At 64.7% G+C, this 21076-nt stretch carries 21 protein-coding genes; 13 read left to right on the forward strand and 8 right to left on the reverse strand.

The genetic code is table 11. The annotated features are described in order from the left end of the window. The 3 genes from trmB to thiS are packed head-to-tail and all read right to left on the reverse strand — an operon-like array spanning position 1 to position 1820. Positions 1–738 (reverse strand): tRNA (guanosine(46)-N7)-methyltransferase TrmB, encoded by a 738-nt coding sequence (gene trmB / locus ACUY1T_RS08155; RefSeq protein WP_446021719.1) that lies wholly within the window; start codon positions 736–738, stop codon positions 1–3. A 24-nt stretch (positions 739–762) separates the two neighbouring features. Next, the gene (locus ACUY1T_RS08160) at positions 763–1560 is read right to left on the reverse strand and encodes a thiazole synthase (protein WP_446021721.1); all 798 of its coding nucleotides are present in this window, start codon (positions 1558–1560) and stop codon (positions 763–765) included. 59 nt (positions 1561–1619) lie between these two features. After that, entirely contained in the window at positions 1620–1820 is a 201-nt protein-coding gene (gene thiS, locus ACUY1T_RS08165) for a sulfur carrier protein ThiS (RefSeq protein ID WP_263581705.1), read from the reverse strand. A gap of 104 nt (positions 1821–1924) precedes the next feature. On the opposite strand from thiS, the gene ACUY1T_RS08170 reads away from it, so the two are divergent. Continuing rightward, the gene (locus ACUY1T_RS08170) at positions 1925–2332 is read left to right on the forward strand and encodes a DUF423 domain-containing protein (RefSeq protein ID WP_446021723.1); all 408 of its coding nucleotides are present in this window, start codon (positions 1925–1927) and stop codon (positions 2330–2332) included. Here ACUY1T_RS08170 and ACUY1T_RS08175 read toward each other — a convergent pair. Continuing rightward, the gene (locus ACUY1T_RS08175) at positions 2305–2721 is read right to left on the reverse strand and encodes a PaaI family thioesterase (RefSeq protein ID WP_434233119.1); all 417 of its coding nucleotides are present in this window, start codon (positions 2719–2721) and stop codon (positions 2305–2307) included. The two genes, ACUY1T_RS08170 and ACUY1T_RS08175, sit on opposite strands and share 28 nt — an antisense overlap. Positions 2722–2952: 231 nt before the next feature. On the opposite strand from ACUY1T_RS08175, the gene ACUY1T_RS08180 reads away from it, so the two are divergent. The 6 genes from ACUY1T_RS08180 to ACUY1T_RS08205 all read left to right on the forward strand — a co-directional run bounded on the left by ACUY1T_RS08180 (position 2953) and on the right by ACUY1T_RS08205 (position 10303). Further along, entirely contained in the window at positions 2953–3705 is a 753-nt protein-coding gene (locus ACUY1T_RS08180) for a response regulator (RefSeq protein ID WP_446021725.1), read from the forward strand. Between the two features lies 1 nt (position 3706). Further along, on the forward strand, positions 3707–6229 hold the full coding sequence (locus tag ACUY1T_RS08185; protein WP_446021726.1) for a PAS-domain containing protein: 2523 nt from the start codon (positions 3707–3709) through the stop codon (positions 6227–6229). 121 nt (positions 6230–6350) lie between these two features. After that, positions 6351–7370 (forward strand): substrate-binding domain-containing protein, encoded by a 1020-nt coding sequence (locus ACUY1T_RS08190; protein ID WP_446021728.1) that lies wholly within the window; start codon positions 6351–6353, stop codon positions 7368–7370. Between the two features lie 56 nt (positions 7371–7426). Then, a complete protein-coding gene (locus tag ACUY1T_RS08195) occupies positions 7427–8512 on the forward strand; it encodes an ABC transporter permease (RefSeq protein WP_446021730.1) in 1086 nt (361 codons plus the stop codon). Next, positions 8509–9288, forward strand: a complete 780-nt coding sequence (locus ACUY1T_RS08200) for an ATP-binding cassette domain-containing protein (protein ID WP_446021732.1) — start codon at positions 8509–8511, stop codon at positions 9286–9288. Before ACUY1T_RS08195 ends, ACUY1T_RS08200 begins: the two co-directional genes overlap by 4 nt. An 82-nt stretch (positions 9289–9370) precedes the next feature. After that, positions 9371–10303 (forward strand): substrate-binding domain-containing protein, encoded by a 933-nt coding sequence (locus tag ACUY1T_RS08205; protein WP_446021733.1) that lies wholly within the window; start codon positions 9371–9373, stop codon positions 10301–10303. A gap of 97 nt (positions 10304–10400) precedes the next feature. Here the strand turns inward: ACUY1T_RS08205 and ACUY1T_RS08210 are convergent, their stop codons facing one another. Continuing rightward, on the reverse strand, positions 10401–12575 hold the full coding sequence (locus ACUY1T_RS08210) for a malate synthase G (RefSeq protein ID WP_446021735.1): 2175 nt from the start codon (positions 12573–12575) through the stop codon (positions 10401–10403). Between the two features lie 307 nt (positions 12576–12882). On the opposite strand from ACUY1T_RS08210, the gene ACUY1T_RS08215 reads away from it, so the two are divergent. Together ACUY1T_RS08215 and ACUY1T_RS08220 are read left to right on the forward strand one after the other, a co-directional pair. Continuing rightward, positions 12883–13866, forward strand: a complete 984-nt coding sequence (locus ACUY1T_RS08215; RefSeq protein ID WP_446021737.1) for an alpha/beta hydrolase — start codon at positions 12883–12885, stop codon at positions 13864–13866. Continuing rightward, complete coding sequence (locus tag ACUY1T_RS08220; RefSeq protein ID WP_446021738.1) at positions 13860–14339, forward strand: hypothetical protein; 480 nt, start codon at positions 13860–13862, stop codon at positions 14337–14339. Before ACUY1T_RS08215 ends, ACUY1T_RS08220 begins: the two co-directional genes overlap by 7 nt. A gap of 6 nt (positions 14340–14345) precedes the next feature. On the opposite strand, the gene ACUY1T_RS08225 is transcribed toward ACUY1T_RS08220, so the two are convergent. Further along, a complete protein-coding gene (locus tag ACUY1T_RS08225) occupies positions 14346–15851 on the reverse strand; it encodes a YifB family Mg chelatase-like AAA ATPase (protein WP_446021740.1) in 1506 nt (501 codons plus the stop codon). 235 nt (positions 15852–16086) lie between these two features. After that, entirely contained in the window at positions 16087–16416 is a 330-nt protein-coding gene (locus ACUY1T_RS08230) for an accessory factor UbiK family protein (protein WP_446021742.1), read from the reverse strand. 290 nt (positions 16417–16706) lie between these two features. Here ACUY1T_RS08230 and ACUY1T_RS08235 point away from each other — a divergent pair, with 290 nt between their 5' ends. The 3 genes from ACUY1T_RS08235 to glnK all read left to right on the forward strand — a co-directional run bounded on the left by ACUY1T_RS08235 (position 16707) and on the right by glnK (position 18877). After that, positions 16707–17045, forward strand: a complete 339-nt coding sequence (locus ACUY1T_RS08235) for a P-II family nitrogen regulator (RefSeq protein WP_159555400.1) — start codon at positions 16707–16709, stop codon at positions 17043–17045. A gap of 37 nt (positions 17046–17082) precedes the next feature. Beyond that, on the forward strand, positions 17083–18405 hold the full coding sequence (locus tag ACUY1T_RS08240) for an ammonium transporter (RefSeq protein WP_446021744.1): 1323 nt from the start codon (positions 17083–17085) through the stop codon (positions 18403–18405). A gap of 133 nt (positions 18406–18538) precedes the next feature. Then, entirely contained in the window at positions 18539–18877 is a 339-nt protein-coding gene (gene glnK, locus ACUY1T_RS08245) for a P-II family nitrogen regulator (RefSeq protein WP_086509163.1), read from the forward strand. A 344-nt stretch (positions 18878–19221) separates the two neighbouring features. Here the strand turns inward: glnK and ACUY1T_RS08250 are convergent, their stop codons facing one another. After that, the gene (locus ACUY1T_RS08250; RefSeq protein WP_411795646.1) at positions 19222–19998 is read right to left on the reverse strand and encodes a ferredoxin--NADP reductase; all 777 of its coding nucleotides are present in this window, start codon (positions 19996–19998) and stop codon (positions 19222–19224) included. A gap of 146 nt (positions 19999–20144) precedes the next feature. Here ACUY1T_RS08250 and ACUY1T_RS08255 point away from each other — a divergent pair, with 146 nt between their 5' ends. After that, on the forward strand, positions 20145–21071 hold the full coding sequence (locus ACUY1T_RS08255) for a LysR family transcriptional regulator (RefSeq protein WP_446021746.1): 927 nt from the start codon (positions 20145–20147) through the stop codon (positions 21069–21071). Positions 21072–21076 lie beyond the last annotated feature (5 nt).

Raw genomic sequence — 21076 nt, forward strand, 5'->3', positions numbered from 1 at the left:
CTATTCGCAGCGCTCGAAGATCAAATCCCACACGCCGTGTCCCAGGCGCTCACCGCGCGCCTCGAACTTGGTCAGCGGACGAAACTCGGGACGCGGCACATAGGGCGCCGTCTCGGGCGTCGCCGTATTGACGTAACCCGGCGCGGCCGCCATCACCTCGGCCATCCACTCGGCATAGGCCTGCCAGTCGGTGGCCATGTGCAGCTTGCCACCCGGCTTCAAGCGGCTGCGAATCAGCTCGACGAAGGCGGGCTGGACGATGCGCCGCTTGTGGTGCTTCTTCTTCGGCCAGGGGTCGGGGAAGAACAGCTGCAGGGTATCGAGGCTGGCTTCCGGCAGGCACTGCTCGAGCACCGCCAGGGCATCCTCGCGATAGACACGGATATTGCTCAGGCCGCGCTTGTCGGCCTCGTCGAGCAGTTTGCCCACGCCAGGGGCGTGCACCTCGATGCCGATGAAGTCGGTGTCGGGATGAGTCTCGGCCTGCTCGATCAGCGAGGCGCCCATACCGAAGCCTATCTCCACCACCCGCGGCGCGCGGCGCCCGAACAGGGCATCGAGGTCCTGGTATCCGTCTGCCAGGGTCAGGCCCAGCCGCGGCCAGACCTCTTCCAGGCCACGGGTCTGGGCCTGGGTCATACGCCCGGCGCGCAGTACGTAGCTCTTGATGCCGCGACGATGCAGCGGGGCATCCGGCCCCTGCGGGCCGGTGGTGGTGTCGTGGTGCAGATCACTCATGGGATTCGCAGCTGCTCCGGTGGTTCAGCCGTTGATGCGGCCGGCAAAGGGCGAGGAGGGGTCCGCAGTCTGTCGGCGCGGCATGCGCCCAGCGAGGAAGGCCTCGCGGCCGGCCTCGACGGCCTTCTTCATGGCGCTGGCCATCAGCACCGGCTGGCGCGCATGGGCGATGGCAGAGTTCATCAGCACGCCGTCGCAGCCCAGTTCCATGGCCATGGCGGCATCGGAAGCGGTACCGATCCCGGCATCGACCAGCACCGGCACGCTGGCCTGCTCGATGATCAGGCGAATGTTGTGCGGGTTCTGGATGCCGTGGCCGGAGCCGATCAACGAACCCAACGGCATGATGGCGCAGCAGCCCAGGCGCTCCAGCTCCCTGGCGACGATGGGATCGTCGCTGGTGTAGACCATCACGTCGAAGCCGTCCTGGATCAACTCCTCGGCCGCCTTGAGGGTCTCGGTCACGTTGGGGTAGAGCGTCGAGTCGTCGCCCAGCACCTCGAGCTTGACCAGCTTGTGGCCGTCGAGCAGCTCACGCGCCAGCTTGCAGGTACGCACGGCATCCTTGGCGGTGTAGCAGCCGGCGGTATTGGGCAGCAGGGTGAAGCGCTCCGGCGGCACCACGTCGAGCAGGTTGGGCTGCCCGGCCTCCTGGCCAAGATTGGTACGGCGCACGGCGAAGGTGACCACTTCGGCGCCCGAGGCGACGATGGCGTCGGCCGTCTCGTCGAAGTCCTTGTACTTGCCGGTGCCGACCAACAGGCGGGAAGTGAAGGCGTGGCCGGCAATCTGCAGCGGCTGATCCTGGAAGTAGTCTGTCATCGCATGGGCCTGTGTCTGTAGCGGAGTCTGGATCGGGAAACGGTCGGGCAGGAGCGCCTCTAGCCGCCCCCGATGGCGTGGACGATTTCGATACGGTCGCCGTCGGTCAGGGGGGTGGTGCCGTGCTCGCTCTTCGGCACGATCTCCTCGTTGCGCTCGACGGCGATGCGCCGTCCGCTCAGGCCGAGGCTGTCGATCAATTGCGCCACCGTGAGGCCGGGGGCAAGGTCGCGGGCCTCACCGTTGAGCTGGATCTGCATGGCGTCCTCTCTACGTTGACGAGTGTCGCGGGCCGATATTGTAGCCCCTTAGCGCCCCCCGCGGTACGGTAGGCGGCAATCCCTTTCCGCAGGAGGAAACACGAATGCACGATCGCGGGTGGTGGTGCCTGGCGGCGCTATCGGGCGCGCTGGCGGTGATGGCGGGCGCCTTCGCCGCCCATGCCCTGCAGGGTCAGTTGCCCGAGCGGCTGATGGCGGCCTTCGAGACCGGTGTGCGCTACCAGATGTGGCATACCCTGGCGATGCTCGGCGTGCTGGCCTGGCGCGCCGCGCGGCCAACCCGCGGCCAGTACCTCGTGCTCGTCCTTTGGACAGCGGGAATGCTGCTGTTCTCCGGCTCTCTCTATGCGCTGGCGCTGACCGGGCTGCGCGGCCTGGGAATGATCACGCCATTCGGCGGCGTGCTGATGATCGCCGGCTGGCTGACGCTTGCCATCTGTACGCTGCGCGCCAGACCCGCCCCTCAATCGTCCGAATCGGGAATGGCGTAGGTGGCGGTGACGTGGGCCACCGGGCGCTCGTCGCCGGCAGAGAAGAGCTGCACCTCGCCCACCGCCAGGCGCCGGCCCAGCTTGATCACGCGCGCGTTGGCGATCAGGTCGCGGTCGCCGCGGGCGCGGCGCAGGAAATGGCAGTTGAGGTCGGTGGTCACGGCCATCGGCTCGGGGCCGATCTGGGCCAGGATCGCCACGTAGAGGCAGACGTCGGCCAGCCCCATCAAGGTAGGCCCAGAGACGCTGGACCCCGGCCGCAGGTGTTCATCCTCGATGGCCAGGCTCATGGTCGCCCGCATATGGTCGACCGCCTCGATGGTGCCGGCGCGCTGGGGAAACACTTCGTCGAGAAAATCCTCGATGGCGGCGGCGGTCATCACGGGCATGGGGCTCTCCTGGCAGCATGAGACGGTGGACATCGAGGCTCAAGATAACGCAAGCCACACCTTCCGCACAGCCACACCCAGGGAAAGCCACACCAATGTCTCAACAACGCCATGATCCGAATCGTTCAATGGACGGTTCACACCGGCAATGTTGAAATCTTCCATTAACATGTCGATGCAAGGATTCATTCGCGACAGGTCGGGGGCGCTTGCGCCCCGGCGGGAGAGACAATGACAACACCCAACCCCGTGACGAACCATGCCCGGTACCACATTGCCGTGGTAGACGATGAAGTCGATATGCTGGATGTCCTGCAGGATATCCTTCAAGAGGAGGGCTACCGGGTCAGTGCCCTGAGAAGTGGCCAGGCACTACATGAATTGATTGTCCGCGACCCTGTGGACCTGATCGTGCTCGACCTGAAACTGGCCGGCGAGAACGGCCTGCAAGTGGCTCGCGAGATACGAGCGACCAGCCCGGTGCCGATCATGATGCTGACCGGCAAAGGGGATGAAACCGATCGCATCCTGGGCCTGGAGGTAGCGGCCGACGACTTCCTGATGAAACCCTTCAATTTGCGTGAGCTGATGGCGCGGGTGCATGCCCTGTTGCGCCGCTCCAAGCTACTCAGCGTGACGCTGCAAGCCGTCGCCGACCAGGATCACGAATGCCTATGGTTCGACGACTGGCGGCTCGACTTGACCCGGCGCGTGCTCTACAACCCCTACAATCGACCGGTCAATCTTACCTTCGGCGAATACAACCTGCTGGAAAGTCTGGTCACCTCGGCCAATCATGTACTCAGCCGCGATAGCCTGCTGGAGCGCACCCGTGGCACCGATAGCGACTCCTTCGACCGCAGCATCGACGTGCTGATTCTGCGCCTGCGCCGCAAGATCGAAGCCAACCCCAAGTGTCCCCGCTACATTCTGACCGAACGAGGCCTGGGCTATGTCTTCCAAGCCCAGGTTCGCAAACGCTGACATGGGACGCTGGACATTGCAGCGTCGTGCCCAGGTGGCACTGGTCGTGGCAACGCTATTGGCGATCGGCCTGGTGCTGGTCGCCTGGTTCGGCCTGACCCAGACCCGCAATGCCGTCAGCGAGTTCGAGGCCCGTACGTTGCCGGAGATTCGCACCGCGCTGACGCTATCCGAGGAAGTGGCGCAATTGGCCGCCCTGGCGCCCTACGTGGCTTCGGCCGCCAAACCCTTTTTGCTGCAGATCGAACGTGACCGCTTGACCCAGCGCTTCCAATCGCTGGTGGCAGTGGCCGCCTCGATCCGCGACCGCTCCTTCCGACAGATGCTGGAAGCTCAGCTAAACGCGTTGCAAGCCGATATCGACCGCCTGACCGACCTGATGGAGACCGAGCTCTTCATTCGCGAGGATCTGCTGACGGCCCAGTTCGAAGTTACCCAGATCGCCGGGCAAGGTGCCGGAGTCGGAGGGGAGCCATCCTTGACACACTGGCAGATACTGCAAGCGCTTTATCAAGGACTCAGCGATCCTGACCAGTGGATAGAACAGTGGGCCATACTGGCCGAGCCTCCAGATCCGGAGATGCCGCAGGCTTCGGCCTATCAGCGGCTACTGGAACTGGCGGAAGCCAGTGCCTCGCAAATGGCACAGATCACCCAGCAAAAAGCGTTCCTGCTGGCCAGCCTGCGGGCCAGATCCGAGCGCTTGACCCGCGAGGTCAACGGCTTCGCCAGTACCCTGCAGCGCCAGGTCGTGATCCAGCAACAAACGGTCCACTCCCAGGTCGACCGTGTGTTGTTGGGCATGATGCTGATGTCCGGGCTGCTGATCCTGGGCGTCATCCTGCACTACATGGGCAACCTGAAGACGATACGCGACCTGGGGGTCGTCACGCAGGACATGGTGCAACTGGCGCAGGGCGGTGAAGCCCCCAAACATATCGCCATCACCCGTCACGACGAAATTGGAACGCTGGCCAGGGCTTACGAAGTCTTTCGCGACCACGCCGGGCGCATCGAACAGGCGGGGCACGAACTGCGCGCCCAGAAGCACCTGCTGGAGACGGTATTCAACGAAATCCAGGACGGGCTCAGCGTCTTTTCCGCCGACGACCGGTTGATTGCCTGGAACCGCCGCTACCTGGACATGTTCGGCCTGACTCAAGGGGCGATCAGTATTGGCATGCCCTTGGCCGAGGTACAGCGTCAGATGGCACGGCATCCTCATCGCAACGTGACGCTGGCCAACCACTCGGTCGACATGAACACGATCAACGTCCGCCGTCATCAGGTCTACCAGAGCTTCGAGCGCCATTACGACGATGGCCGGGTCATCGAGTTTCGCAGCCAACCCATGCCCGGTGGCGGCTTCGTGACCCTCTATAGCGACCTCAGCGACCGGCGGACGATCGAGCAGCAACTGCAGCAAGCCCAGAAAATGGAGGTCCTGGGCCAGCTGACTGGCGGCGTGGCCCACGACTTCAACAACCTGTTGGCGGCGCTTCTCGGCAACCTGCAATTGCTCGAACAGCAGACCGCCCTGCCCGAGAGGGCTCGTAAATATACCGAGCGCGCCCTGGATGTCGGTGAACGGGGCACCCAGCTGGTACAGCGCCTGCTCGCCTTCAGTCGCAAGCAGCACCTGCAGCCGGAATGGGTCGATATCGATGCCCTGATCGACGGTCTTGAAGAGCTGCTCGAGTACAGCGTCTCGGCGCATGTCCAACTGCTGATCCGACTGCAGGCCCCGGACACACGGCTTTATATCGATCCTTCGCAACTGGAAAACGCGATTCTCAACCTGGCCTTGAACAGCAGTGCGGCCATGCCACAGGGCGGCCAACTCATCATTGCCACCGGCTTCACACCAGGCGAGCAGCCGGTAGTAACCATCACCGTCAGCGATACCGGCCAAGGCATACCGGCCGAGCTGCAAGCGCGGGTACTGGAGCCCTTCTTCACCACCAAGCCCATGGGCCAGGGCAGTGGCCTGGGGTTGAGCAGTGTGTATGGCTTCGTCACCCAAAGTGGCGGCGAGTTCAGCATGGAGTCCGAACCGGGACAGGGTACGGCGGTGCGCTTGAGTTGGCCGGTACGAGACTTCACGACCCCTCCCCTTCCTGCCGCCACGTCCGTGCTCGCCGTGACGGTTCCGATCGACAAGAGCGTGGTCGTGGTCGAAGACGACACCGAGGTCAGGCGGGTGACAGCGGAACTCATCGCCGCCCACCGTCCCGTCGAGTCGTTCCGCCATGCCGAACAGGCGCTCGACTGGTTACGTGACAATGCCGCGTCGACGGGCCTGGTCCTCACCGACGTCAACTTGAACGGTGCGCTCAGCGGGGTCGACCTGCGTGAGCAGGTGCGCTGCCACTGGCCCAAGATTCCGGTCGTGCTGGCGTCGGGCATGCCGCGCGAAGCGCTGGAGCGTGAGTACGGGCTCTCCATGGGCGACGCTTTCCTGCAGAAGCCGATCCGTCCCGAGCAATGGCAAGCCTTTTTCGCCGCTCCCTCCCCCGACTGCTGAAGTCCGGCGACGAATATTTCAAATATTTCACATCGCCTTGCGGCGATGAAATCGTTGGTTAGCATCCCGCGGCCATGGTGTCTCGTGTCACTGGTATAACGACAACGCTCAGGAGCACACCATGAAGAAGTCTCTATCCGCGCTGACCTTGGGTTTGGCAGCAACCTTCGTCACGCCGACGATAATGGCCGACGAGGTACTGGTGGGCCTCATCACCAAGACCAATACCAATCCTTTCTTCGTCAAGATGCGCGAGGGCGCCCAGGCTCAGGCCGATAGGCTGGGTGCCGAGCTGCGCACCTTTGCCGGCCGCTTCGACGGCGATAACGACTCGCAGGTGCAGGCCATCGAGAACCTGGTCTCTGCCGGGGCTCAGGGCATCCTGATCACCCCCAACGACCCGGTGGCGATCGTGCCCACCATCGAGCGTGCTCGCCAAGCTGGGGTCATGGTCATCGCCCTGGATACCCCCCTGAACCCGGCTGACGCCGCCGATGCCACCCTGGCAACCGACAACTTCAAGGCCGGTGAACTGATCGGCCAATGGGCCCGGGCCACAATGGGCGACGAGGCCGACAATGCCAGAATCGCGCTGCTGGATCTGAGCACCAGCGAGATCACCGTCGACGTCGCGCGTAACCAGGGCTTCCTGCAGGGCTTCGGCATCGATCTCAACGACCCCAACGACATCGGCGACGAAGACGACCCGCGTATCGTCGGCAACGACGTGACCCAGGGTTCCGAGGAGGGTGGCAGGCGGGCCATGGAGAACCTGCTGCAGAAGGATCCCGGCATCAACCTGGTCTACACCATCAACGAGCCGGCTGCCGCCGGCGCCTATGAAGCCCTGAAAGCCGCCGGCCGAGAGAATGCGGTGACCATCGTCTCGGTCGATGGCGGGTGTCCGGGCGTGCGCAACGTCGCGGATGGCGTGATCGGTGCCACCTCGATGCAGTTCCCCTTGCGGATGGCATCCATGGGGGTCGAGACGATCGTCAATTACGCCAAGACCGGTGAAAGGCCGCAGGCATCGGACGGGCTCGACTTCGTCGATACCGGGGTGGAGCTGATCACCGATTCCCCGGTAGAGGAGATCCCTTCGGTTTCATCCAGCGATGGCCTGGAAACGTGCTGGGGCTGAGGCAGTCGTTGTCTGTCGGCGTCCTTCCTGGGCGCCGACCTACCAACAGGTGAGTTATGACACAACCCAACCATTCAGGCCCAAACGACGTCGCCGCTCATGAGCGTATGGCGGACGCCTCGCCCGGTCAGGTGGCCCGGTTCGAGGAGGAGGTACTCTCCCTGGGCCGGCGGGCCCATCGCTTTTTCCATGCCAACCCGACGGCAGCGCCGGCGCTGGTGCTGGTCGCCTCCGTGCTGGCCTTCATGCTGCTGGTGGGTGAACGCTTCCTGGCGCCATTCAACCTGTCGCTGATACTGCAGCAGGTGACCATCATCGGCACACTGGGCATCGCCCAGACGCTGATCATCCTGACCATGGGCATCGACCTTTCCGTTGGCGCCATCATGGTGCTCACGTCGGTGGTCATGGGGCGCATGGCCATCGATTTCGGCCTGCCTCCGTCATTGGCGCTGGCCATCGGCCTGCTGACAGGTGCCATCTGTGGTCTGCTCAACGGTACCTTGGTGACACGGCTGAAACTGCCGCCGTTCATTGCCACCCTCGGTACCTGGAACATCTTCTTCGCCCTGAACCTGTGGTACTCCAAGAGCGAGGCCATTCGCTCGCAGGAGATCGCGGCAACGGCGCCGCTATTGCAATGGGGCGGCACCGCCTTCGAGCTGTTCGGGGCTCGCTTCACCTATGGCTCGATCCTCATGCTCGCCATCTTCTGTGCCGTCTGGTACGCATTGAACTGGACGGCCTGGGGCCGGCATGTCTATGCCACCGGTGACGACAAGGATGCCGCCGAGCTGGCAGGGATCCGCACGCGCCGGGTCTTGCTGTCGGTCTACATCGTCGCCGGTCTCATCTGCGCCATCGCCGCCTGGCTGCTGATCGGACGTACCGGCTCGGTCAGCCCACAGGCGGGTTATACCGCCAACCTGGACAGCATCACCGCCGTGGTGATCGGTGGTACCTCCCTGTTCGGCGGGCGAGGCTCCATTTTCGGCACCTTGATCGGCGCCTTGATCGTCGGCGTATTCCGCAACGGGCTGGCCCTGGCCGGGGTCGACGTGCTGTGGCAGGAGTTTACCGTCGGCATGCTGATCATCGTTGCCGTGACCACCGATCAGTGGATTCGGAGGGCATCGGCATGAATAGTCATTCCCCCATACTGGAAGCAGCCGGTCTGATCAAACGCTATGGGCGGGTCACCGCGCTGGATCGGGCCGATTTCGACCTGTACCCCGGCGAGGTGCTGGCGGTGATCGGCGACAACGGGGCGGGCAAGTCGACGCTGATCAAGGCCCTGTCCGGTGCCGTGATACCCGACCAGGGCGAGATCCGCATGCACGGCAAGCCCATACGCTTCAGTAACCCGATGGAAGCCCGTGCCGCCGGTATCGAAACGGTCTACCAGACACTGGCCGTGTCGCCGGCACTGGGTATCGCCGACAACCTGTTCCTGGGCCGCGAGCTGCGCAAGCCCGGCATCCTGGGTTCCGTGTTTCGCATGCTCGACAAGGCGGAGATGCAGCGCCAGGCGCGAAAAGAGCTGTCCGATCTCGGGCTGCTGACCATCCAGAACATCAATCAGGCCGTGGAGACGCTCTCCGGTGGCCAGCGTCAAGGGGTGGCGGTAGCCCGCTCGGCGGCCTTCGGCAGCCAGGTGGTGATTCTGGACGAACCGACGGCGGCCTTGGGCGTCAAGGAGTCGCGACGGGTGCTGAACCTGATCCAGCAACTCCGCGACAACGGCCTACCGATCGTCCTGATCAGCCATAATATGCCGCATGTGTTCGAAGTTGCCGATCGGATTCATGTACATCGCCTGGGCCGCCGGGCTGCCGTGATCCGTCCGGATACGCATAGCATGTCCGATGCCGTCGCCATCATGACCGGCGCCACGGAGGTAGACCCCGGCGTGGCATGACCCGGGAGTTAGGCGGCAATATCCGGTGCGATGCGGTGGCGAAACCCGTCGCCGCTTCGCACTTTTCGCTCAGGAAGCCCGTATGCGCAAGCTGCTCATCGTCCTGCTCTCGCTATATGCCGCTCATCTCCACGCCGAGCCATTGAGGATCGGCGTCAGCGTGGCGGATCTCGGCAACCCCTTCTTCGCCACCCTGGCAGTGGCCCTCGGTGAGTCGGCACGAGCGATGCACCCCGGCGACGTCACCCTGGAGGTCAGGTCCAGCGCCTACGACCTCGAGCGCCAGGTCAACCAGGTCGACGCCTTCACGCAAGCGCGCATGGACATCATCGTGCTGGCCGCCGCCAACAGCGAGGCCATCGGGCCGGCCGTCCGGCGAGCCCAGCAGGCCGGTATCGTCGTGGCGGCGGTCGACATCAATGCGCAAGGGGCAGACGTAACCGTGACCACCGATAACGTTCAGGCGGGGGCGGTGGCCTGTGGCTACATGGCCGAGAGATTGGGGCACAGCGGGCGCGTGGCGATCATCAACGGTGCGCCGGTCTCATCGGTGACCGACCGAGTGGCCGGTTGCCGTGCGGTGCTGAACCGGCACCCTGGGATCGAACTGCTCAGTGACGACCACAACGGTGGTGGCACCTACAGTGGCGGTCTCGAGGCCATGACCTATCTGCTCAATGCCTACCCCGACCTGGAGGCGGTCTTCGCCATCAACGACCCCTCGGCCATGGGAGCGGCCAGTGCCGCGCGCCTGGCCGGGCAGCCCCATCTGTTCATCGTTGCGGTGGACGGTTCTCCCGAGGGTGTTGCAGCGCTACGAGAGTCTCCACCCTTGCTGGTTGCCAGCGCCGCGCAATCCCCGCGTCAAATGGCCGAAACGGCCATTCGCGAAAGCCTGAGACACCTGGCGGCGAGCGAACGGCAGGAAAACCAAGTGATCCGGCTCTCCACGCACCTGGTCACCAGGGAGAATGCCGAGACGTTCGATCATTGGGGCGGCGCTCCCCCAGAGTGACGCGATGCTGGAGCGTCGACCCGCTGCCTGAGAACAAAACGCCCCCGCCGGTCTCCCGGCAGGGGCGCTCCTGCTTGTCCCGTCGCGGGAAGCGGGCTTACTTGGCCTTGTGCACGGCACGCCAGTGGTGCAGCAGCGGCTCGGTATAACCGGAGGGCTGCACGCGGCCCTTGAAGATCAGGTCGCTGGCCGCCTTGAACGCCGTCGAGGCTTCGTAGTCGGCGCTCATGGCGGTATACGCCGGGTCGCCGGCGTTCTGCTCGTCGACCACCTTGGCCATCCGCTCCAGGGTCTTTTGCACGCGCTCGGCATCGACCACGCCGTGGTGCAGCCAGTTGGCAATGTGCTGGCTGGAGATACGCAAGGTGGCACGGTCCTCCATCAGCCCCACGTCATGGATATCGGGTACCTTCGAGCAGCCTACGCCATGCTCGACCCAGCGCACCACGTAGCCGAGGATGCCCTGGCAGTTGTTGTCGAGTTCCTGCTGCCGCTCCGCATCGGACCATTCGGCCTTCTCGACCACCGGCACGGTCAGCAGGTCGTCGAGCAGGTCGGGTTCGCCCTGGGCCTCCAGCTCGCGCTGGATCTCGGTGACGTCGACCTGATGGTAGTGCAGCGCGTGCAGCGCGGCAGCGGTGGGCGACGGTACCCAAGCGGTGTTGGCGCCGGCCTTGGGGTGGCCGATCTTCTGCTCGAGCATGGCCGCCATCAGGTCGGGCATGGCCCACATGCCCTTGCCGATCTGGGCACGGCCGCGCAGGCCGCAGGCCAGGCCGACCTGGACGTTGTTGCGCTCGTAGGCGCCGATCCAGGCGGCGTTCTTCATGTCACCCTTGCGGATCATCGGCCCCGCTTCCATGGCGGTGTGCATCTCGTCGCCGGTGCGGTCGAGGAAGCCAGTATTGATGAACACCACCCGCGAAGCGGCTTCATTGATACATGCCTTGAGGTTGACCGAGGTGCGGCGCTCTTCGTCCATGATGCCCATCTTGAGCGTGTCTCGAGAGAGACCCAGCAGGTCCTCGATGCGGCCGAACAACTCGTTTGAGAAGGCGACCTCCTTCGGCCCGTGCATCTTGGGCTTGACGATGTAGACCGAGCCCTGACGCGAGTTGCGCGCCTCGCCCTCGCCCTTCTTGAGGTCGTGGATGGCCAGCAGGCTCGTCACGATGCCGTCGAGGATGCCTTCGGGCAGTTCGTTGCCGTCGGCGTCGAGTACCGCCGGGGTGGTCATCAGGTGGCCGACGTTGCGCACGAACATCAACGAGCGGCCCGGCAGAGTCAGACTGCCGCCGTTCGGCGTGGTGTAGTGGCGATCCTCGTTGAGGCGACGAGTGAAGGTCTTGCCGCCTTTTTCGATGGCCTCCTCCAGATCGCCCTTCATCAGGCCCAGCCAGTTGGCGTAGACGCCGACCTTGTCCTCGGCATCGACCGCCGCCACGGAGTCTTCGCAATCCATGATCGCGGTGAGCGCGGCCTCGACCAGCAGATCCTTGACACCGGCCGGGTCGGTTTGGCCGATGGGGTGGCCGGGGTCGATCTGGATCTCGAGGTGCAGGTCGTTGTTGGCCAGCAGGATCGCCTCGGGACTACCGGCCTCGCCGCGGTAGCCGATCAGCTTGCCCGGCTCCTTCAGGCCGGTTTCGCGGCCACCTTCGAGGGTCACTATCAAATGGCCGTCACGCAGCACGTACTTGACGGCGTCACGATGGGAACCGGTAGCCAGCGGCGCGGCCAGGTCCAGCACGCCACGGGCGTAGGCGACGACTTTCTCGCCACGCTTGGGGTTGTAGCTCGTGCCCTTCTCGGCGCCGTCCTCTTCGGCGATGGCATCGGTACCGTAGAGTGCGTCATAGAGGCTGCCCCAGCGGGCATTGGCGGCATTCAGCGCATAGCGGGCGTTACTCACCGGCACCACCAGCTGCGGCCCGGCCTGGGTGGAAACCTCGCGGTCGACGTTGGCGGTGGAAACGGTAACCTGTGAAGGCGCCTCCACCAGGTAACCGATTTCTTCGAGGAAGGCGCGATAGACGCTCATGTCGCGCACCGGGCCGGGGTTCTCGCGGTGCCAGGTATCCAACTGCTCTTGCAAGCGCTCTCGCTCGGCGAGCAATTCACGATTTTTTGGTGTCAGATCATGAAAGATGGCATCGACCCCGGCCCAGAAGCTCTCGGCATCCAGGCCGGTACCGGGAAGAGCCTGGTCGTTGATGAAGCGGTCCAGTTCAGCGGCCACCTGGAGACGATGGCGTGTGACACGTTCGGACATGGGAAGTCTCCTCCTGCGTGGCGGCCGATGACAAGCTCTCGGCCAGCCGCAATTCGTGGGGGTGATACCACTGCGAAGGCGCCAATTTTGTGGAAAACTGTTCCATATGTAAACCCGAAGGAAGGGCTACCCTACTAGACATAGGGTTAAGGTCCGATAATTTGACCAAATGGTCAGTAAAAGCGTGGCTTATCACAGCGATAACTCACCCAATAGCATGGCCGGTAGGTAAACTTGCTGCACACTTGTGTGCCGCTGAAGACGAAAGGATTCGAGGGGACAGTGCCTTGACCCGAGGGAGAACGCCATGACCGACTTCAGCCCCCTGCAGGCCCTGGGGCCCATCGCCCCCTTCCGTGCCGAGGGAGAGCCCTCGCTGAACGGTTACCTGGCCCACTACGGCCTCGCCCCGCTGCTCACCGAGCGGATCGGTCTCTACGTCGGCTACGTGGATGCACAGCGCTACCAGCTGTGGACTCAGGTATGGAGCCCGGCGGAGCCGGTCGGCACGGCATTCGTGGTGCATGGCTACTACGACCACCTCGGCCTCTATCGTCACCTGCTGGAACTCCTGCTTGAACGACGCTGGCGGGTGGTGCTGTGGGATCTGCCGGGGCACGGCCTGTCCAGTGGCAAGCGTGCCTGTATCGATGACTTCGCTCACTACGGCGACTGCCTGCATGCCTTGCAGGATCAGCTGGATGCCGAGGGCCTGGCCCCGCGGCCCTGGCTTGGCATCGGTCAGAGTACCGGCGCCGCCATTCTCGCCACCGATGCCTTGAGCCGGCCTGGCGAAGGGCACTGGTCGGGCCTGGTCCTGCTCGCGCCCCTGGTGCGCCCCTTCGGCTGGCCCCAGGCGGGATGGCTGCATACCCTGGTGGGTCCTTTCGTCGAAACCCTGCCGCGCCGCTTCGGGGCCAACTCCACCGACGCCGAGTTTGCCGCCTTCCTGCGCGAACACGACCCGTTGCAGCCGGAACATCTGTCGCTCAACTGGGTCAGTGCCATGCGCCGCTGGATGCCCCAGCTGCTCGCCCTCCCCTCCAGCGACCTCCCCACCCTGATCCTGCAAGGGGAGCAGGACCTCACCGTCGACTGGGAGTGGAACCTGGCGGTGCTGGAACGCAAGTTTCCCAACGCCCGCATCCAGCGTCATCCGGAAGCGCGCCATCATCTGGTCAACGAGGCCGAGCCCATTCGCGCCGCCCTGTTCGCCTCTCTCGACGCTTTCGTTGCCGAATTGGAGCAAGGCCTTGCCCCGGCCGCCCAGGAGCGCTTCTCCCGATGCTGAGACCTATCGCTCTGCTCTTGCTGTTCGCCCTACTCGCCGGATGCGCCGCCCAGCCCCCCGAACCCGACCCCATTCGTCGCGCGCTGCAGAACCTGAGCGACCGTGCCGTCGCCAGGGTAATGAACGTGGACGCCCTGCAACCGCCGCAGGACCAGGTGCTGCTGCTGGTATCGCCGGCGGTGGACGACAGTCTCGAGATCGGCAGCGAGCGCTTCCTGGAAAGCCTCACTCGCGCCCTGCTGGGTGCCAGCGACGGCCCCCAGGTGATCGACTGGCGCCCCGCCATGAGCGGCGAGGGAGGCGACCACCAGTGGCGCATGGAGAGCCGCCTGGAGGCCACCGCGCCACGCCTGAGCCTCTCCGACCGCGATCTGCTGCCCTACCGTCTCACCCTGTCGCTCTATCGCCCCGACGCGGAGAGTGCGCTGTGGGAGACCGAGATCGAGGGCGCCTTCGACGCCACGGCGCTGTAGCAGCCCCTATGCCTGGCGCAGCTGCCGATCTAGCTGCCGATACCCAATCGCCTCCATCAGCTCGCCGCGCTCCGGGCGCGGCTTGGCCGCGAGATCGGCCAGGGTCAGCGCCACCCGCAGCACGCGGTGGTAGGCGCGCGCCGAGAGGCGCAGGCGCTCGAGCACCCCAGCCAGCCAGGCGCGATCCGCCGTCGACAGGGCGCAGGCCGCTTCCAGCTCGCACCCGCCAAGGTGGGCATTGAGCGCACCTCGTGCGTACTGTCGCTCTCGTGCGGCCACGACCCGGGCGCGTACCTCGGCCGAACTCTCGCCTACCTCGCGCGACGTGAGCTGCTCCGGCGGCAGTGCAGGCACTTCGATCTGCAGATCGATGCGGTCGAGCAGCGGCCCCGAGAGCCGCGACTGGTAGCGCTGGATTTGCGCCGCGGTGCACTGGCAGGCCTGGCGTGGGTCGCCCAGGTGGCCGCAGGGGCAGGGGTTCATGGCCGCCACCAGCTGGAAGCGCGCGGGGAATTTACGCTCGTGGTTGGCGCGGGCGATATGGATACGGCCCGACTCCATCGGCTCGCGCATCACTTCGAGCACGTGGCGGCTGAACTCGGGCAGCTCATCGAGGAACAGCACGCCGTGGTGGGCCAGCGAGATCTCGCCCGGCCGCGGCCAGGAGCCGCCGCCGACCAGGGCCACGGCGCTGGCAGTGTGGTGCGGGGCACGAAAGGGCCGCCGCCCCCACTGCTCGGCCAGGGGCAGGCCACACACCGAACGGATGGCGGCCACTTCCAGCGCCTCCTCCTCGGTGAGCTCCGGCAATATGCCGGGCAGGCGGCTCGCCAGCATGGTCTTGCCGGTACCGGGTGGGCCGGCGAACAGCAGATTGTGCGAGCCGGCCGCGGCGATCTCCAGCGCGCGCCGGGCCTGGTGCTGGCCACGGACCTCGGCCAGGTCGCCCTCGCGGGAGTCGACGACGGGTGGCGCTTCGAGGCGATGTGCGGCGATCGGCTTCTGCCCCAGCAGATGCGCCATGACGTCGAGCAGATGCTCGGCGGGCAAGACCTGCAGATCACCGGCCAGCGCCGCCTCGTCGGCGTTCTCCCTGGGCACGATCAGCTTGCGTCCGGCCTTTCTGGCGGCCAGGGCCAGCGGCAGCACCCCGCTGATGGGGCGCAGGCGGCCATCCAGCGCTAGCTCGCCGACGCTCTCGATGCCTTCCAGCGCCTCGCCCGGAAGCTGGCCCGAGGCGATCAGGATACCCAGCGCAATGGGCAGATCGAAGCGCCCGCCGACCTTGGGCAGGTCGGCGGGCGCCAGGTTGAGCACGATTCTTCGCGTATTGGGAAAATCGAAGCCGGCGTTGGTGAGGGCGCTGCGCACCCGTTCGCGGCTCTCCTTGACGGCGGCCTCGGGCAGGCCGACCAGGGTCATCCCCGGCAGGCCATTGGCCAGATGTACCTCGACCTGTACCTCGGGCGCTTCCAGCCCCAGGCCGGCCCGTGTGGCAACGATCGCCAGCATCGTGCAGTCCCTCGCAGTCCATTAGAGAAACGCTGAATAAATTGGCGAGCGAGATGAGGCGCAAGGCGCACGGAGCACAGGAACCGGAGCATATGGGGTATATGTGAGGATCCGCCGGTCCGACGCTTCGGCACCGCGCAACGCAGCGATTCGCTCGCGCAGGCATTTATGCAGTGTTTCATTAGCGTAAGGGCTAGATACTAGCACTGTGCCAGAACGGGCTCTCCACGCTGGCTCAGCGCTTGGCTTCGTCGGCCCCTGCTTCGTTTTCGTCGGCGTCCTTGGGCGGCGTGAGGGTCGCCTGGGGCGCGGGAGTCTCGCGGGCCGCCAGCGCCTTCTCCAGGGCCGCGACCTGCTGCTCCAGGGCTTCGACGCGGATCCGCGTGCGCTGCAGCACGTCCATCAGGATGTCGAAATCCTCCCGCGATACCAGCTCGAGGCGGTCGAAGGCACCACGCACGATCTGCTGCACGCCCTTCTGAAATTCCTCCGGCGCCTGAGCCGCGCCCTGCAGGCGCTCGCCCAGCTGTTGTGCCAGCCGGCTGATGGGGTCCTGATTCGCCATGGTGCGCTTCTCCTGTTGGCTTGCACATGTTGCTCTACAGCATACGCAAGGCCCCGCCACGACGCATTCTCTTCTCCCGCTCCGTCATGGCGCATCCGCACCACGAACCAGCACCAGCTTGGTGCAAGGCGGCTATGACCGCTGCGCCATTGAAGCGCATGACACAACGGAATACGCCTGCAACCTCCTGTTTATGAGAAGCAAAACTCAGCCTGGCATGGTCTGCGCATTACGCGCAGTACAGCCGGCTGGCGACCCCCGCCGCCTTTATTCCAGCAGGGAGAGATGCGATGAAGCTCATCACCGCCATCATCAAGCCATTCAAGCTCGACGACGTACGCGAGGCGCTGGCCGACAACGGCGTCCAGGGCATCACCGTGACCGAAGTGAAGGGTTTCGGTCGCCAGAAGGGCCACACCGAACTCTATCGTGGCGCCGAATACGTGGTCGATTTTCTGCCCAAGGTGAAGGTCGAGGTTGCCGTGGACGACTCCCGCGTCGAGAGCGTGCTCGACGCCATCTGCAGCGCCGCCAACAGCGGCAAGATTGGCGACGGCAAGGTCTTCGTGACTCCGCTGGAGGATGTGATCCGCATCCGTACCGGCGAACGCGGCGCCGAGGCCGTGTGACGGCTGCTTACCTTACAAGAGCGATGGAGAAACTCCCATGAGTGAACTTGCAGAGTTGAGCTACGCGCTCGACACCTTCTACTTCCTGATATGCGGCGTTCTGGTCATGTGGATGGCTGCCGGCTTCTCGATGCTCGAGGCCGGCCTGGTGCGCGCCAAGAATACCGCCGAGATCCTGACCAAGAACATCGCCCTGTTCGCCATTGCCTGCACCATGTACCTGCTGGTGGGCTACGCCATCATGTATTCGAGCGATGCCGGCGGCATCCTGCCCAACCTGGGCGTGCTGATCGGCGGAGAGAACAGCGTCGACGCGGTTACCGCCGGTGGCGACGACGCCCCTTACTACTCCATGCGCGCCGACTTCTTCTTCCAGGTGGTGTTCGTCGCCACCGCCATGTCGATCGTCTCCGGTGCCGTTGCCGAGCGCATGAAGCTGTGGGCCTTCCTCGCCTTCGCCGTGGTCATGACCGGCTTCATCTACCCGGTGTCGGGCTACTGGACCTGGGGCGAGGGCTGGCTCGACGCCCTGGGCTTCTCCGACTTCGCCGGTTCCGGCATCGTGCACCTGGCCGGCGCGGCCGCGGCGCTGGCCGGCGTGCTGATCCTCGGCCCGCGCAAGGGCAAGTACGGCAAGGACGGCAGCATCCATGCCATTCCGGGCGCCAACCTGCCGCTGGCCACCGTGGGCACCTTCATCCTGTGGATGGGCTGGTTCGGCTTCAACGGCGGCTCCGAGCTCAAGCTCTCCGACGTATCTTCGGCCAACAACGTGGCCCAGGTGCTGGTCAACACCAATGCCGCCGCGGCCGGTGGTGTCATCGCCGCGCTGATTCTGGCCAAGCTGTGGTTCCGCAAGGCCGACCTGACCATGGCGCTGAACGGTGCCCTGGCCGGCCTGGTGGCGATCACCGCCGAACCGTTGGCACCTTCCGCACTGGGTGCCACGTTGATCGGCGCCGTGGGCGGCATCATCGTGGTGGCCTCCATCGTCACGCTCGACAAGCTGAAGATCGACGATCCGGTCGGTGCCATCTCGGTGCACGGCGTGGTCGGACTCTGGGGCCTGCTGGCGGTGCCGCTGTCGACCGATACCGGCTTCGGCGTCCAGATCATCGGGGCACTGGCCATCTTCGCTTGGGTCTTCGTTGCCAGCCTGGCGGTGTGGCTGATCCTCAAGGCGATCATGGGCATCCGCGTCAGCGAGGAGGAAGAGTACGAAGGGGTCGACCTGGCCGAATGCGGCATGGAGGCCTATCCCGAGTTCAGCGTCGCCAAGGTCTACGGCGGCAGCGGTGGACGCCCGCAGTCCGGCGGCTACGGAGTCGGCGCACCGATCGGCCAGCCGCACGCCGAGTAAGCGATACAGGCTTTACCGGGCTCCCTACGGGGAGCCTTTTTTCTTCCTGCCAAGGGCGGTGTATGCTTGAGGCCAACGATCCGTACCCGCTCGGGTTCATCATGAACCCTGCCCGACCATGAGGAAACAGACCATGAAACTGGTGACCGCCATCATCAAGCCGTTCAAGCTCGACGACGTTCGCGAGTCGCTTTCGGAGATCGGGGTACAGGGCATCACCGTCACCGAGGTGAAGGGCTTCGGCCGCCAGAAGGGTCACACCGAGCTCTACCGCGGCGCCGAGTACGTGGTCGACTTCCTGCCCAAGGTAAAGGTCGAGATCGCCATCGACGACGACTTGGTCGAGCAGGTCATCGATGCCATCACCCAGGTAGCCAATACCGGCAAGATCGGCGATGGCAAAATCTTCATCACCCCGCTGGAGCAGGTGATCCGTATCCGTACCGGCGAAACCGGTAAGGACGCGGTATAAGCCAGGTCGCGCTTATACCTTCAGCAAGATCGGCGACGGCAAGATCTTCATCACCCCGCTGGAGCAGGTGATCGGATAGCCGCACCTCCGCATCCGTACCGGCGAAACCGGCAAGGATGCGGTGTAGCCGCTAAAAGATACAGGCAGGACCGGGGACAGGGCGAAGCGGAGGTCCGATGCCATGGATGGCATCGGTAGCGCCCAGGGATGGGTTCACAGCGCCTCCGCGTAGGCCTGTCGTCGGAACTGCCGCAAGTAGCCAAAAACCCACGACCATGAGGGCGTGGGTTTTTTGAAACGTCTACGAGCGCCCGAAGCGTGACCGAGCGCAGCCCACGTTTCGCTTACTTCTCGACGAAGGCACGCTCGATGACGTAATCGCCCGGCTCGCCCATGCGCGGCGAGATGTTGAAGCCCAGGTCGTCGAGCAGCGCGCTGGTCTCGTCGAGCATCGCCGGGCTACCGCAGATCATGGCGCGGTCCTGCTTGGGATCCATCGGCGCCACGCCGGTATCCTCGAACAGCTTGCCGCTGCGGATATGGTCGGTGAGACGCCCCATGGTGTGGAACTCTTCGCGGGTCACGGTGGGGTAGTAGACCAGCTTCTCCTTGATCTCGTCGCCCAGGTACTCGTGGGCCGGCAGCTCCTTCTGGATGAAGTCGGCATAGGCCAGTTCGCTGACGCTGCGCACGCCGTGCACCAGGATCACCTTCTCGTAGCGCTCGTACACCTCCGGGTCCTGGATCAGGCTCATGAACGGCGCCAGGCCGGTACCGGTGGAGAGGAAGTAGAGGTTGCGTCCCGGCAGCAGGTCGTCGGTGACCAGGGTGCCGGTGGGCTTGCGGCTGACCATGATCTGGTCGCCCACCTTGAGGTGCTGCAGGCGCGAGGTCAGCGGGCCGTCGGGCACCTTGATGCTGAAGAACTCGAGGTGGTCCTCGTAGTTGGGGCTGGCGATGGAATAGGCACGCATCAGCGGCTTGCCGTTCACTTCCAGGCCGATCATCACGAACTGACCGTTCTTGAAGCGCAGGCTGCGCTCGCGGGTGGTGCGAAAGCTGAACAGGGTATCGTTCCAGTGGTGAACGCTCAGAACGTCTTCCAGTGCGAACTTGCTCATGCCGGCTCCTATCTATTCCAATATCGAATAACTCGAGGGGAAAAACGATTTGCTTGCATTATAAGAGCGCAAGGTTTATCTGTTAATTGGATTGTATGGATATCCTTTATCTATACTACTGATATAGATCAAAACCGAGCCGTTTCATGCATTTCACCCTGCGCCAACTCGAGGTCTACGTCGCCGTCGCCCAGCACGAGAGCGTCTCGCGTGCCGCTCGCGCCCTCTCCCTGTCCCAATCGGCCACCAGTACCGCCCTGGCCGAACTCGAACGCCAATTCGACTGCCAACTGCTCGACCGCGTCGGCAAGCGGCTACGGCTCAATGCGCTGGGCTTCCAGCTGTTGCCCAAGGCCGTGGCCCTGCTCGACCGCGCCGAGGAGATCGAGGAGATCCTACATGGCCAGCAGGGCATCGGCTCGCTCGACGTGGGCGCCACCCTGACCATCGGCAACTATCTGGCGACGCTGCTGATCAGCGACTTCATGCAGCGCCACCCGGGCAGCCGGGTACGCCTGGCGGTACGCAATACGCGGGAAATCGTCGATCGCGTGCGCCAGCACGAGCTTGACCTGGGACTCATCGAGGGGCACTGCGAGGAGGAGGACGTGATCACCCAGCCGTGGGTGGAGGACGAGCTGTCGGTGTTCTGCTCGCCCCGCCATCCGCTGGCCGGGCAGGGGCCGGTGGAACTCGACCGCCTGCTGCGCGAGGCGTGGATCATGCGCGAGCAGGGCTCGGGCACGCGCATGACCCTGGAGCAGGCCGCGCGGCACCGGCGCGGACGCTTCAATACCCTGCTGGAGCTGGAGCACACCGAAGGCATCAAGCGGGCAGTGGAGTCGGGCCTCGGCATCGGCTGCGTATCCAAGCTGGCGCTGCGCGATGCCTTCCGCCGCGGCAGCCTGGTGCCGATCCCCACCCCGGAACTCGACTTGAGCCGTCAGTTCGCCTTCATCTGGCACCGTCACAAGTACATGGCCACCGGCATGCGCGAGTTCCTGCGCCTGTGCCGGCAGATGACCGAGGGGGTCCAGCGCAGCGACCAGATCGACCTGCCGCCGGTCTCCTGACCCTC

This window comes from Billgrantia sp. Q4P2 (genome assembly GCF_052806135.1).

Bases quoted from the DNA above. Each gene is read 5' to 3' on its own strand.
- trmB (WP_446021719.1), bottom strand. From the start codon at position 738: ATGAGTGATCTGCACCACGACACCACCACCGGCCCGCAGGGGCCGGAT.
- ACUY1T_RS08160 (WP_446021721.1), bottom strand. From the start codon at position 1,560: ATGACAGACTACTTCCAGGATCAGCCGCTGCAGATTGCCGGCCACGCC.
- thiS (WP_263581705.1), bottom strand. From the start codon at position 1,820: ATGCAGATCCAGCTCAACGGTGAGGCCCGCGACCTTGCCCCCGGCCTC.
- ACUY1T_RS08170 (WP_446021723.1), top strand. From the start codon at position 1,925: ATGCACGATCGCGGGTGGTGGTGCCTGGCGGCGCTATCGGGCGCGCTG.
- ACUY1T_RS08175 (WP_434233119.1), bottom strand. From the start codon at position 2,721: ATGCCCGTGATGACCGCCGCCGCCATCGAGGATTTTCTCGACGAAGTG.
- ACUY1T_RS08180 (WP_446021725.1), top strand. From the start codon at position 2,953: ATGACAACACCCAACCCCGTGACGAACCATGCCCGGTACCACATTGCC.
- ACUY1T_RS08185 (WP_446021726.1), top strand. From the start codon at position 3,707: ATGGGACGCTGGACATTGCAGCGTCGTGCCCAGGTGGCACTGGTCGTG.
- ACUY1T_RS08190 (WP_446021728.1), top strand. From the start codon at position 6,351: ATGAAGAAGTCTCTATCCGCGCTGACCTTGGGTTTGGCAGCAACCTTC.
- ACUY1T_RS08195 (WP_446021730.1), top strand. From the start codon at position 7,427: ATGACACAACCCAACCATTCAGGCCCAAACGACGTCGCCGCTCATGAG.
- ACUY1T_RS08200 (WP_446021732.1), top strand. From the start codon at position 8,509: ATGAATAGTCATTCCCCCATACTGGAAGCAGCCGGTCTGATCAAACGC.
- ACUY1T_RS08205 (WP_446021733.1), top strand. From the start codon at position 9,371: ATGCGCAAGCTGCTCATCGTCCTGCTCTCGCTATATGCCGCTCATCTC.
- ACUY1T_RS08210 (WP_446021735.1), bottom strand. From the start codon at position 12,575: ATGTCCGAACGTGTCACACGCCATCGTCTCCAGGTGGCCGCTGAACTG.
- ACUY1T_RS08215 (WP_446021737.1), top strand. From the start codon at position 12,883: ATGACCGACTTCAGCCCCCTGCAGGCCCTGGGGCCCATCGCCCCCTTC.
- ACUY1T_RS08220 (WP_446021738.1), top strand. From the start codon at position 13,860: ATGCTGAGACCTATCGCTCTGCTCTTGCTGTTCGCCCTACTCGCCGGA.
- ACUY1T_RS08225 (WP_446021740.1), bottom strand. From the start codon at position 15,851: ATGCTGGCGATCGTTGCCACACGGGCCGGCCTGGGGCTGGAAGCGCCC.
- ACUY1T_RS08230 (WP_446021742.1), bottom strand. From the start codon at position 16,416: ATGGCGAATCAGGACCCCATCAGCCGGCTGGCACAACAGCTGGGCGAG.
- ACUY1T_RS08235 (WP_159555400.1), top strand. From the start codon at position 16,707: ATGAAGCTCATCACCGCCATCATCAAGCCATTCAAGCTCGACGACGTA.
- ACUY1T_RS08240 (WP_446021744.1), top strand. From the start codon at position 17,083: ATGAGTGAACTTGCAGAGTTGAGCTACGCGCTCGACACCTTCTACTTC.
- glnK (WP_086509163.1), top strand. From the start codon at position 18,539: ATGAAACTGGTGACCGCCATCATCAAGCCGTTCAAGCTCGACGACGTT.
- ACUY1T_RS08250 (WP_411795646.1), bottom strand. From the start codon at position 19,998: ATGAGCAAGTTCGCACTGGAAGACGTTCTGAGCGTTCACCACTGGAAC.
- ACUY1T_RS08255 (WP_446021746.1), top strand. From the start codon at position 20,145: ATGCATTTCACCCTGCGCCAACTCGAGGTCTACGTCGCCGTCGCCCAG.